Here is a 12,215-nt window from a genome sequence, read left to right as displayed (position 1 = left end):
GATTATTGAATATCGATACCAATTTCTCGCGAAAGTTCAGCCAGTTGTTCCTCGTTGTCCAGCTTGATAGACCATTTGCACTCTGCACCATGAGATAAAACAACGTTCGCTCCTCTACCCAGCAGCTGAATTGCATCGGTTTGTGCTTGCAAGGTTACCATTGCACTGCCGGAGAGCTTAATCACTATTTCACGCTGGGTTGCAATGATTTTTCCTAATGAAAACTCAATCACCATCTTAGTTTATACCGACTTTGTTTTGTGTTGTTTCACAGCGATGGTCAAGCGACTGGTACACACTAAACGGCCTCGCTCATCAGTGATATCGATTTGCCACACTTGCGTTGAAATACCCAGATGAAGCGGTTTTGCCGTACCAATCACATGACCACTTCGCATGGCTCGCACATGGTTCGCGTTAATATCTAAACCGACGCAGTAGCTGCCCTCATCGACAGAGAAGTTTGCAGCCAATGAGCCTAATGTTTCTGCGAGCACGACTGATGCACCACCGTGAAGCATTCCTAAAGGTTGATGAGTAAAGCTGCATACGGGCATGGTTGCTGTAAGGGAGTCGTCAGTGAAATCTGTATATTTAATTTGTAGGTGCTCGATCAGGGTATTTTTTGACGTGGCATTCAGAATCTCTATGCTTACGGGCTTTTTCCATATACTCATTGTTTTACTCTTAGTTTCACAAACTGGTTTGTTAGGTTGTAACGATGTGCTAGGAAGCTAGCATAGACGCTACTTGGGCATAACTTCAATACGTAACATCTCACCCTCTTTATTAATCAGATGAATAACTTGATCCATGCATCATGTTACTATTTGGGTATATACTATTGCTTCAAAACAAAAAATTAAATGGAGCCTGTTATGAAGGTATGGATGAAAGCCTCTGCTCTTTTAACTATCGCGGGTTTAACAGCGTGTAGCGCATCACCGACGGGTCGCAACCAGATCCTGATGTTTTCAGATCAGGAAATGTCATCGCTTGGCGCTAAATCTTTCGAACAAATGAAGAAAGATATCCCAATCAGCAAAGATCGCAAAACGAATGCCTACGTTCAATGCGTTGCCAAACACATCACTGACACCATTCCCGCTCAATCTGGATTTAAAGACTGGGAAGTCGTTGTTTTTGATAGTGAACAAGTCAATGCGTTTGCTCTACCAGGTGGGAAGATCGGCGTGTATACCGGGCTTTTAGATGTCGCGAAAAACCAAGATCAGTTGGCAACAGTCATTGGTCACGAAGTCGCTCACGTCCTCGCTGACCACAGTAATGAACGTCTCTCACAAAGTCAGTTAGCAAATGCCGGGTTGTCTCTAGCAAACGTTGCCATTGGCGCTTCCGAGTACAAACAGTATCAACAAATGACGATGGCGGCACTTGGTGTCGGTGTCCAATACGGTGTTATTTTGCCATACGGTCGTACTCAGGAATCCGAGGCTGATATTGTCGGGCTGGAATTCATGGCAAAAGCAGGTTTCGACCCACGTCAAAGTGTCGATTTATGGAAAAATATGAGTGCTGCATCAGGTGGTTCTCAACCACCTGAATTCTTCTCAACCCACCCATCGCACAGTACGCGCATTAAAGATTTACAAGCAACCATAAATAAGCTGCCTGCGTATAACGCGAAAGCACCAAGATGTGGCTAATTCATTGCTACTATCGTCTACTACTTAAGCTTGCCAAATAAAAAAGCTCCCTAGGGAGCTTTTAATGATTCTAATCAAGTGCCCAATATCTGTAGCGGCAAACTTAACAAACTGTCTCCGAGAGTGGCAAAATACCAGATGATAGAAACAAAACCTCCGACAGAGACCAAGTACCAAGCCAGTGAGAATAGCTGCCCATAACGGGTTAATGGCAATAAATGGCTTTGATGTCGAGCTCTCCATTCCATCACCACTTCCAACATTCCCATTAACAATAAAAACCCTAGCAACGTCAGACCGAAATAGTAACTGATAAAAATGCCTAATAAAGCGGTCGCAATACTGCCAACTAACCCGACCCAAGTATTCATTGAGAAGGTAATACTTTTGAGCACATGGCCACCATCTAATGGTAAAATAGGCAGCAGATTAAATAGGTTTAGCAAGGCGTTAAACACGGCAAGCCCAGCGAAGATCACCTCACCAGTCATCCAATAAAGCAAAGTAAAAACAATACTAAGTACTAAACCGAAAAATGGTCCCATGATTGAGATAACCACATCCTGCCAGCGCGTGTTTATCTTTTCGTCACTTAGCGCCAAACCACCTAGGAATGGAATCAAATAGATTCCTTTGGTCTTCATTCCAAAATACTTCATCGCTCTAATGTGACCATATTCATGAAAAACCAAACAAGCGATCAACGCTAGCGCGAACTCGATGGAAAATAGCCAAGAATATGCAGCGAGACTTGCAGACGCTAACGCCACTTTAATAACTTTCGCACTTTTAAGTGCTTTCATCCCAAGAGATACGAGGCCTATTACACTTAAACGCTTTTCGGATGGTGGCGTAACTTCTGGCACTTGGCGCTCGATGTCTTTTTCATTTCGACAACCTTCATTGATGAGCTCACCGTTAATTGTGACCTTGTAACTCAATTCAAACGGTTGCCATGTTAAAGAACACTCTAAATGACAGTTCAGGATTTCCTCACCCGCAGAGAGCCTAAACTGGTGTAGACAAGTCTCTGCGGTATTGTCACTGGCATCGATTTGAGACACCAACGTATTATCCCAATATAACTGCTGCCACCCAGCCATCGATCCTTCGAGCCTTAGCGAACGACCTAAAAATTCAACATTCAGTAATTCCAATGCGGTTCCTATTGCGTCTATTGAATAACTACATAGCGAGCGCGAATTATGCCTGTGAAGTGAAGAAACAGCAAAGCGAGCTATCTCTTGATTTGATCGTTATTTAACTATAAAGCTCGCAAAACAATTCTGGTCGTACCATTCTCTTCAAAAATATAACGATAATACATGCCCTTACAAGCCATCGTTTGACCTATGCATCATATTTAAAACGCAAAATACGCTCAAACTTTGACAAGTTATTAAACATACAATTAACATTACATTTACATCACCGTTGTATTTCGCGTATTAACAATTGGTGTAAGTACCACACAACAATTACAAGGACTTCGGTCCAGCATTATGACACCCTAGGAGGGTCAAGGATGAACAAGAAGCACTGCTCTCTGCTTACAATTTCAATATTGTTTGCGTGTAATGCCCACTCAGCGGGCTTCCAGGTAGCTGAACATTCGGCATCTGGTCTTGGTCGAGCATTTTCAGGTGAAGGGGCTGTCGCAGATAATGCCAGCGTCCTTGCTCGTAACCCTGCAGCAATGACACTTTTCAAAGAAGCTCAATTTTCGGGCGCGTTATCTATCATCGACCCTGAAGTCGATGTGTACGACACTGTAAACAATGAACACGCGAAAGATGTCGCCCCTTTACAGATCGTGCCAGCAGGTTATTACATCAGCCCTATCAATGATAACTGGGCTTGGGGTATCGGTATGTTCACAACATACGGTGTTGCTACTGACTATCCAAATGATATTTCCGCTGGTGATATGGCGGGTGACACTTCCCTACTTTCAGTAAACATCAACCCTAATGTCGCTTACCGTATCAACGAGTCTTTCAGTGTCGGTGGTGGTATCAACCTAGTATACGCTGAAGCAGAGCTGACTCGCCACAAAGGCGCACTTGCCGGTATTTTAGGTGGTAATAAGTCCGATAACCTTGTCGGCATGGAAGGTGAAACTTTCGCTTGGGGTTGGAATGTCGGCGCTTTATTTGAGCTAAATGAAAACAACCGTTTTGGCTTTGGCTACCGCTCTAAGGTTGATCTAGATTTTGATGACGGTGAGTTTAGTAGTTACGACTCTGGTCGAGCTTCATCACCAAAAGTTGATGGCCGTTTAAAAATCTCTCTCCCTTCAATTATCGAATTATCGGCTTTCCATCAACTGAATGAACAATGGGCTGTACATTACGGCTGGCAACAAACCGACTGGAGCACATTTAAAGAACTAAAAGCGACCAGTAACGAATGTAATGACGGAGTATGTTTCTTTAAACCTGAGAAATATGAAGACAACAATCGCTACTCCATTGGTGCAACTTACATACTTAATACAGACTGGACATTCCGTGCAGGCTTTGCGTACGACGAACAAGCAGGTGAAGCGACATTGAGTATCCCTGACAGTGACCGTTTTTGGTACAGCGCGGGCCTAACTTACGCAATGAATGAGAATTTAACTTTCGATGCAGGCTTTGCACTTGTTAAGAGTAAATCAGGCTCTTTCACTGAGACAAATGCTCTGGGTGAAGAGATTAAGTTTGACTCAGAAGGTACTGCTTACATCAGCGCGGTACAGATGAACTACACCTTCAAATAATGGGATTACGGAGTAAACCAATGAAACACACGTTTAAATTATCAATGCTTTGTTCTGCAATCCTTCTTGCTGGTTGTGGTGATGATACCTCCAGTTCTGGTACTTCCGACAAAGTTCAATTTGAAGATGAAGTCCAAGCATTGCTTGATCGCGAAACATCCATCAGTTTTACGCTTCAAGGAGCGAACGCAGATGTACCGGCACCGTCTTACTTATTAATGGACACAAGCGATGGTACGCTTGGTCTGCCAACTGATGGCGATGATGCTTTAACCAACCCTAGAGCCTCAATGAACACGATGGATGGATGGTCAACGTCTATGCCAATCGTTCTTAACTTCAACGGCGACGGTTTTGCAACGGGCATGCTGTCGTCTGGTGTTAAAGTCATCAAGATTAATCAACGCTTAACCGAGTGGGACCGCAAATCTAACCCAATCGAAGAAGAGCTTGTTCAGAACCAAGACTACGTAGTTCAAGCAAAAGGTAACTCTCTATACATCCAGTTCTTGGCTGCACTTGATGAGTCAAGCGAGTACATTTTTGCGGTCACACAAGATGTTACTGACGTAAATGGTGAGCCAATTGGTACATCTGCAAGCTATGCAACTGGTAAATCGAAAGAGATCGTTTATGAAACTGGCGACCTTGCTTCTGTTCAAGCAGTCACTCAGGCGGTTGAAGGAATTTTTGGTATTGCCAAAGTAAACCCTGCAGACATCGTTTATTCTTCATGGTTCAGCACCCAGTCAGTAGGTGATACGTTAGCGGCAGTCAAAGGAGTAACCGCTACTGGTTTTTCTACTGGCGCAAACACACTAAATACCGTTTACAAAAATGACTCAAACGAAGGTTCAGTTGACTTATCAACGGCCTACACAATAACGCTCGGTGAAACCCAAGACTTTAGCACTGCGCTAGACTCTGACGATGACTTTAGTAAATACATTAGCGATCTAGACGCAGCTAAAACGGCAATTAAAGGCCTTTACATGCAATCAGGTGCCGATGTAAGCGTGACACAAGGTGTGGTAAGACTGCCTCATTACTTGGATAAAGGCGCAAGCTGGAACATGCAACCAATGGTATCTGCGATGCCAAGCCTAGCGAAGCTAAGCGCAGCATTAGCGGATCCGAACGAGCAAGCAAACATGGTTCAGCAGCTATCAACAGGCGTTTTTGCAAATGATCCTGTTGATGTGACAAAGCTTGCTACAGATCCTACAGAGCAGCTAAAACTTGTTGGAGCTAAGCTTACTCTTACCGATGGTACCCAGCTTGATAGTGAGCGTATTATTACTCGCTACTCGCCTGTTCCCGTAGTGAAATCGGTTGAAGATGTCGAAGTACTGGTCTTCACACCTAAATCTGGCGTCGCGACAGACGTTGTGATTTATCAACACGGCATCACCTCAGCGAAAGAGAATGCGTACGCGTTCGCGTTCAATATGGTAAAAGCAGGTGTGGCAGTTATCGCTATTGACTTACCTATTCATGGTACGCGCAGCTTAGATGAACAACGTTCCGCAAATGCGAATGTACTGGCTTATCTAAATCTTTCCAACTTAGCCGTTGCGCGTGACAACCTACGTCAGAGTGTTCTGGATGTGTTAGGTTTGCGCGCTAGCTTGGTAGTATCTGCTCAAGGCGGTCTTTTAGCTGGAGGTCCTCTGCAAGGCTTCAACCCACTGACGGGTTCAAAAGTCAAAATGCTAGGTCATTCACTTGGCGGTATTGTCGCTACATCTGCCGTCGCAGCAGCAAACAATACATTGGGCAGCCCTACTGCGGATGCACTGTACACCTTTAGTTCTGCATCAGTACAGAACTCTGGTGGACAAATTGGTAATTTGTTACTGGGTTCAGACAATTACGGCCCTCAGATCAAACATAACCTCGCTTATGCAGCATCTAAAGACTATGCGAGTTACGCTGATGCATCATGTGCGGATCTAGAAGATAAAACATGTTACGAAGCATTTGAGGCTGCGGCAACGGAAGCTCAAGTAGCAGCGCTAGAAGCAGGTTTCTCACAATTTATCTATGCAGCACAGACTACACTAGACACTGTCGATCCGTTCACAAACGCTTCAGATTTAGTGGCATCTGGTTCGCTAACGACACCATTCTTTATGACAGAAGTGGATGGCGATAGCACAGTACCAAACAGCGTTCCAAATGCACCATTCGCGGGTACTGAACCGCTCGCTAATAAGCTAGGGTTGAAGACTGTGAACAGTACGGACACTGATGTGAATGCAACTGCGAGCTTCGTACAGTTTAATGCTACTGCATCGCACAGTACTTTTGCTTCGCCAAATGGCACTCTGTCTGATATTGATCATCATGTAGAGATGCAGATGGAAAACACTGACTTCTTAATGGATGACGCACTAACAGGTGTCACTAACACTTCTGTTTTGAAGTAATCGCAACGCCCTTCCTACCAAAGCCCAGTTTCTACTGGGCTTTTTCATTTCAATTGTATTCAAACCCACTCATATTTCCTCTGCTATAGTTAAAACGATGTCTTTGCCTAACTCACTTGTTTAAAAGGAAAACTCTATGCGCGTATTGACTGTTATTGCCACTGTATTACTTCTTGCTGCATGCGGAAGTAGCCAATATCTGATGTCGACAAATGAAGGGAAAATTATTACCTCTTACGGTAAACCAGACCTGAACGAGGAAACGGGTATGTACGAGTATGAAGACATGGATGGTAAAGAAATGAGTATTTCAAAAGAGCAAATTGTCCAGATTGTCGAACGTTAACGACAGGCCCTCTGTAAATTAGAGGGCTATGTTCTAGCCACCCTCTCTCTACATTTCCCTCTTTTAGGCTTGTAATCGTTGTAGAAATTGACACAACCAATTCATAATCCAAAACAATTAATAGTGTCTATTATACTTCCGTATTATTTATTTAGCGAATATTTTACATCTTCATCTTAATCAGGTTGGAGTATTGTAAAATCTAGTCTTTAATTCGCTAACACCCTTTTATTTCTCAGGATAAAGTGGATAATACCGCCACAAAATAACATTACTAAGGTGAGTCCTTATGTCTATTGAAGCTACTCTGCTTGCGCGCTGCGAGTCAAAATGTGAACTGTGTTCTTCTGAATCTCAACTAACTGCATACGCTGTCCCACCTCACGGTAATGTGACGGTTGATACTGCCATCATGGTTTGTGATAAGTGTCTGGGTGAGATCGATGAGCCAAAAGACATTAACCACTGGCGTTGTCTAAACGAAAGCATGTGGAGCCAGGTTCCTGCTGTACAAGTGACTGCATGGCGCCAACTCACTCGCCTAAACACAGAAAGCTGGGCTCAAGATGCTCTTGACATGATGTACATGGAAGAAGAGCAAATGAACTGGGCAATGAAAGGGATGTCTGCTGACGATAAAACGGTTGACTGTAACGGCACTGAACTTAAGAAAGGTGACGATGTAACAGTAATTAAAGACTTACCAGTAAAAGGCACTAACCAAGTAATCAAACAAGGTACAGTGATTCGTGGTATTAGCCTTGGCGATGATCCAAAGCTAGTTTCGGGTAAGGCAAATGGTGGTCAGTCGATGTACGTGATCGCAGAATACTGCCGCAAGAAGTAATATCTCACTTCAGTCATGTCAAAACGGGGCACCAATGGTGCCCCGTTTTTCTATACAACACTTAATCTACTATCATGTCTACCTCCTCTAGAGTGTTTCTTTTCTAGGGCGTAGGTTGAGTAGGCATGTTTTACAAATAAAAAAATACCGGCTCATAGGCCGGTATTTCTTACACTATTTCAATATTAACGGTACATACCGATGTCTTTTTGAATATGTGCTGACAAGTCTTCTGCGTAGTAACTGCGTGGCGCAGTGTTATCTACAAATAGAATGTCCAGTAAGTGAGCAATCAGTCCTTTGAAGTTAACCGCGTAGGTTTTCTTATCCATAGAGGTTGGTAAAGCTACATTTGTCATTTGCATTGCTTGTGCCATGATTGCCTCTCTTTAAAAGCAGTAGTCTGTTTAGTTGGTTGTATATTAGTCAGTTTCTTATTGTTTAAGAAATGACAAATTTTACCCATTCAAATTAGAATTTCTAATAAAACAAACTCATTACAAAACTCAAAAATACAAATGAATAATAACGGCATAAATAATCACAATTGCTGTAATTACATTGAATAACTGAACATTACCTGCATAATCGCCCCTTAAGCAACAACATATATTTAACAATATTTTTCGTTATTTCTTTTGATTTTAGTGCTTACTTTATATTTTTTGATTAGTAATATTAACGCTAGTTTGACGCTTCGCTTTATTTTTTAGGAGTGATGCCACCACTGCCGATGTCATCACAACAACTAAAAATGTGAGAGACCATGTTGTCGGAATCTCATATTCTGTTCCAACCAATAGCATTTTTACCCCGATAAACATCATGATTACTGATAATGCTGGTTTTAAGTATACAAACTTGTCTAACATTGCTTGAAGAACAAAGTACAGCGATCGCAAACCCAATAATGCAAATACGTTCGCGGCTAAGACTAAAAATGGCTCTCGCGTTACCGCGAATATAGCTGGTATAGAATCCAACGCAAACATAACGTCCATTACTGCAATGACACCGACAACGATCAGCATCGGTGTTGCCACCCACTTACCAGTTTGCTTTAAGATTAAGTAATTTCCTTGGTAGTCATCTGTAACTGGCAATACCTTTCGAATCAACTGCTCAGGATATGGATTAACCTCTTCTGCTTCGCCTTTGTCGCGAGCTAACTTAACACCCGTCCAAATAAGGAAAGCAGCAAATAAGTACAATACCCAGTGATACTGTGCAAGTAACTGAGCACCAACCGCAATCATGACAGCGCGTAAAACTAGCGCACCTATCACCCCCCAAAGCAATGCTCTCGGACGCAAGTGCTCCGGCACACTGTATTGTGCAAATATGATGGCAAACACAAACAAGTTATCCACGCTTAGCGACTTCTCTAGTAAGTAACCAGTTAAGAATGAAATCGTTGCTTTGTCGTTCGTATAAGCGCTATGTGGCGCGTAAAAGTCCCAGAATAAATAAATAGAACCTGCAAAAACAAAGGCAAGCAAGAACCAAAAAACACTCCAAACGATGGCTTTTTTCATCGTGATAACGCCACCACGTGTTTGATAGATATCAAGCGTCACAAGAACAAGGGTAAACAAACCAAAAGCACCATACATCGCTAATGATTCTTGAAGAGGCACCGATTGGCTCAATTGGGTGGTATTTTCGATAAGAGACATATTTCCTCCCATGGCGGAAGGACTTCGTTTGGTGACCTTCCGCAGACAATAACAACCAACAGCCACATAACGATTATGTGCTGCTAGTCAATGAATGCGTTGGTCTCGTTGAAGTGTTGACGTGAATGAACCACGTAACACCTTTACTTACCGGATAAGCTGATGCTTAACGAGATGACGATAAGTAAACTTGCGCTAACTACTCCCCAAACGCCGACATAATAACGCCGAGCGTCAGGCTTTCCAACAAAAAAGCCTTGTCTTATCGAAATAAAATTCTTATCAAAAATCAGGAAGCACTATAAAAAGAAAGAAATGGATTCAACCACCTGAACTGCAGTAAACAGACAAAAAGCAGCAAATGGCTCAAGACAAACTCTTCATTGGTTAGAGCCCTAACGGGGAAGATAGATACAAAAAAGGAGCATTACTGCTCCCTTTTGTAACATCCACATTCTTAGCAATTCAAAAGCCGCTTAGAGGCACAAAGTAGACCAGTGTTGACCAAATTGCGATCCAGGCAACCACGACTGCCGTATCTGCCCAATCTTTATTCCACATACTGCCATCCTCATCAACCCATGTAGTAAGTGGAGAGCAGCAAAATCAATACCAGTATCTATTATCGACGTCGCTTTGTGTAAAGTTTGTGACTTTGATTCAAACAGTTTGGCTCATCGGTCAGGAGTTCAATAAAACAATCAGCCATGGACAAACTGGTCACACGCCCTTCTCCTTTCATCTCCTGCAATGCGTCATACCCCTCTTTCCCTTTCATCGTATAGGCAGAAGAAGTCCCTCGATACCAAACATCATCTTGAACACCTACCCATTGTTTGCCATCAAAAATCACTAATGATTGAACTCTTTCACCTTTTGGGGCATCTGCGTGGTACTCGAAGTTTAAATTGTAAGTGTACGGATAACTGCCAGATCCAGTGCCTTCTACGCCATTGTTGAGTGCATTATTTATCGCGCCTTCAAGTGCACGGCGAATAGCGCTGCCTTTTACATCGTAAAAGCCGATAGGAACGGCAAAAGGCAACAGTCGTCCGGCAATGTCTGCCACTGTGATGTTGCCAGGGTTCAAAGAGGTTCGCACGCCACCCGCATTATGAATTGCAAATTGAACGTCATATCCACGTTTGTTTAAACAGTGCAGAAATGAGCGGGCAACGGAGGAAGCCAACTCACTCTCACCAAATTCATCGGGAATTCTCACATGACGCTTTTTGGTGTCAACACTAGCAATGACTTGTGACTGTAACTGCCTGACCTGAGGAATATACTTATCGCTCAGGATCGCTTGAGTTTCCGGGTGTTTCTTACAAACCACGACATTCGGTTGACCATGGATGAAGTCGCACGCGGTTTCGAATACACCTTGGTCGAGCTGTTGGTTTAGCGTCGAGTCCCAAAAAATACGTCGACCAAGCAACAGTTCATTTTGTCCACTCAACATCGTTGCTTTACCGTGTTCATCAAACTCAATGACGCAGTGCCCCATTGTCAAAGCATGGAAACCCGCTTGCACCACATAGGTATCATTAATTTTGATACCGTAGGGATCGTCTTGTCCTAACCCTATTGATGAAAAATCACCTTGCAACCGGTGGCTGTGTCCACCAACAATTATACCAATACCTGCGACTTGCTCAGCTAACTCTAAATCACCTTCATAACCTAAGTGGCTCAGAAGAATAATATTTTTTATACCTGATGAATGGATTTGTTTTACGGTCGCCTTGGCGGTTTCAATTGCTGAGTGAAAAGGCGTGTCTGCATCAGGGTTTGCGATGTCGCTCATTTTATCTATGGATAATCCGAAAATCGCGACCCGCTCACCATGGAATTCTTTAACAATGTATTGAGCGCTCTGTGTATCCGGTTGGTAACTATATACATCCTTACAATCACTGATACGGTGAGGTTTTTTAAGTGATTCATTGGATAAATCCCAGTTGCCAGCAAGCAATGGGAACTGAGTACGTTGGCAAAACAATGCAACTGGCTCATTCCCCATATCTAATTCATGGTTACCTAACGCCATTGCATCAATCTTTAATGCGTTCAATAAGTCGGCATTGGCTTTGCCTTTAAATAGTGAGAAATACAGCGTACCTTGGAAGCAATCTCCGGCATGGAGGAACAACATCCCATGACCTTGGCGCTGAGCATCATCTCTTAACTGCTCGACTCTGGTTGCGATACGAGAAAAGCCGCCAGCACTGACATAGGGTTCTAGCGTGAGTTCATTGTTTATCTTAAGCTTTAACTGTAATGACGTTGGTTCAAAGTAGGAATGTGTGTCATTGATGTGTGCCAGTTTGATTCTCACTGGCTTATGATTGTTATTCATCTTCATCTTCTCTTTTTTCATTCCTTATAATAATAAGAAGTGAATCATGACAGAATCATGAATTTTATGAAACTGCGATTTAGGATTTCATGTTTAAGTGATCACGATGCTGTCCCCCGGCTTTGAAAGC

The 12,215-nt window shown here is 43.0% G+C and carries 11 protein-coding genes; 5 read left to right on the top strand and 6 right to left on the bottom strand.

The window, feature by feature from the left end:
• Nucleotides 1-2: 2 nt before the first annotated feature.
• Nucleotides 3-236: a DUF3389 domain-containing protein gene (locus R7Q48_RS03315; protein ID WP_005376338.1), complete on the bottom strand. Its 234-nt coding sequence runs from the start codon at nt 234-236 to the stop codon at nt 3-5.
• Between the two features lie 6 nt (nt 237-242).
• Nucleotides 243-677, bottom strand: coding sequence for a hotdog fold thioesterase (locus R7Q48_RS03310; protein WP_005376340.1), 435 nt, complete (start codon nt 675-677; stop codon nt 243-245).
• Between the two features lie 201 nt (nt 678-878).
• On the opposite strand from R7Q48_RS03310, the gene R7Q48_RS03305 reads away from it, so the two are divergent.
• The gene (locus R7Q48_RS03305; RefSeq protein WP_017634168.1) at nt 879-1,667 is read left to right on the top strand and encodes a M48 family metallopeptidase; all 789 of its coding nucleotides are present in this window, start codon (nt 879-881) and stop codon (nt 1,665-1,667) included.
• A 74-nt stretch (nt 1,668-1,741) separates the two neighbouring features.
• Here the strand turns inward: R7Q48_RS03305 and R7Q48_RS03300 are convergent, their stop codons facing one another.
• Nucleotides 1,742-2,770 (bottom strand): site-2 protease family protein, encoded by a 1,029-nt coding sequence (locus R7Q48_RS03300; RefSeq protein ID WP_054575173.1) that lies wholly within the window; start codon nt 2,768-2,770, stop codon nt 1,742-1,744.
• 422 nt (nt 2,771-3,192) lie between these two features.
• Between R7Q48_RS03300 and R7Q48_RS03295 the strand changes: the two genes are divergently transcribed.
• From R7Q48_RS03295 to R7Q48_RS03280, 4 genes are all read left to right on the top strand, one after another.
• Nucleotides 3,193-4,428 (top strand): outer membrane protein transport protein, encoded by a 1,236-nt coding sequence (locus R7Q48_RS03295; protein WP_031781326.1) that lies wholly within the window; start codon nt 3,193-3,195, stop codon nt 4,426-4,428.
• Between the two features lie 20 nt (nt 4,429-4,448).
• Nucleotides 4,449-6,857, top strand: coding sequence for a VolA/Pla-1 family phospholipase (locus R7Q48_RS03290; RefSeq protein WP_256902700.1), 2,409 nt, complete (start codon nt 4,449-4,451; stop codon nt 6,855-6,857).
• 136 nt (nt 6,858-6,993) lie between these two features.
• Entirely contained in the window at nt 6,994-7,203 is a 210-nt protein-coding gene (locus tag R7Q48_RS03285) for a YgdI/YgdR family lipoprotein (protein WP_005376349.1), read from the top strand.
• Between the two features lie 289 nt (nt 7,204-7,492).
• Nucleotides 7,493-8,050, top strand: coding sequence for a PhnA domain-containing protein (locus tag R7Q48_RS03280; protein WP_005376350.1), 558 nt, complete (start codon nt 7,493-7,495; stop codon nt 8,048-8,050).
• Nucleotides 8,051-8,235: 185 nt separating this feature from the next.
• Here R7Q48_RS03280 and R7Q48_RS03275 read toward each other — a convergent pair whose 3' ends face one another.
• From R7Q48_RS03275 to R7Q48_RS03265, 3 genes are all read right to left on the bottom strand, one after another.
• Nucleotides 8,236-8,427, bottom strand: coding sequence for a hypothetical protein (locus R7Q48_RS03275; RefSeq protein WP_005376351.1), 192 nt, complete (start codon nt 8,425-8,427; stop codon nt 8,236-8,238).
• Nucleotides 8,428-8,706: 279 nt separating this feature from the next.
• Nucleotides 8,707-9,726 (bottom strand): TerC/Alx family metal homeostasis membrane protein, encoded by a 1,020-nt coding sequence (locus R7Q48_RS03270; protein ID WP_256902701.1) that lies wholly within the window; start codon nt 9,724-9,726, stop codon nt 8,707-8,709.
• Nucleotides 9,727-10,348: 622 nt separating this feature from the next.
• Nucleotides 10,349-12,091 carry a bifunctional metallophosphatase/5'-nucleotidase gene (locus R7Q48_RS03265; RefSeq protein ID WP_005376363.1) on the bottom strand — a complete coding sequence of 581 codons (1,743 nt, stop codon included), beginning with the start codon at nt 12,089-12,091 and terminating at the stop codon, nt 10,349-10,351.
• Nucleotides 12,092-12,215: the final 124 nt, after the last annotated feature.

It is taken from the genome of Vibrio sp. 378 (assembly GCF_033339435.1).
The sequence above is the reverse complement of the archived record's forward strand: the minus strand, read 5'-3'. Positions and strand labels throughout refer to the sequence as shown.

Excerpts from the sequence above, each read along its gene's own strand:
- R7Q48_RS03270 (WP_256902701.1), bottom strand. The coding sequence starts at position 9,726 with ATGTCTCTTATCGAAAATACCACCCAATTGAGCCAATCGGTGCCTCTT.
- R7Q48_RS03265 (WP_005376363.1), bottom strand. The coding sequence starts at position 12,091 with ATGAAGATGAATAACAATCATAAGCCAGTGAGAATCAAACTGGCACAC.
- R7Q48_RS03280 (WP_005376350.1), top strand. The coding sequence starts at position 7,493 with ATGTCTATTGAAGCTACTCTGCTTGCGCGCTGCGAGTCAAAATGTGAA.
- R7Q48_RS03275 (WP_005376351.1), bottom strand. The coding sequence starts at position 8,427 with ATGGCACAAGCAATGCAAATGACAAATGTAGCTTTACCAACCTCTATG.
- R7Q48_RS03300 (WP_054575173.1), bottom strand. The coding sequence starts at position 2,770 with ATGGCTGGGTGGCAGCAGTTATATTGGGATAATACGTTGGTGTCTCAA.
- R7Q48_RS03290 (WP_256902700.1), top strand. The coding sequence starts at position 4,449 with ATGAAACACACGTTTAAATTATCAATGCTTTGTTCTGCAATCCTTCTT.
- R7Q48_RS03295 (WP_031781326.1), top strand. The coding sequence starts at position 3,193 with ATGAACAAGAAGCACTGCTCTCTGCTTACAATTTCAATATTGTTTGCG.
- R7Q48_RS03310 (WP_005376340.1), bottom strand. The coding sequence starts at position 677 with ATGAGTATATGGAAAAAGCCCGTAAGCATAGAGATTCTGAATGCCACG.
- R7Q48_RS03315 (WP_005376338.1), bottom strand. The coding sequence starts at position 236 with ATGGTGATTGAGTTTTCATTAGGAAAAATCATTGCAACCCAGCGTGAA.
- R7Q48_RS03285 (WP_005376349.1), top strand. The coding sequence starts at position 6,994 with ATGCGCGTATTGACTGTTATTGCCACTGTATTACTTCTTGCTGCATGC.
- R7Q48_RS03305 (WP_017634168.1), top strand. The coding sequence starts at position 879 with ATGAAGGTATGGATGAAAGCCTCTGCTCTTTTAACTATCGCGGGTTTA.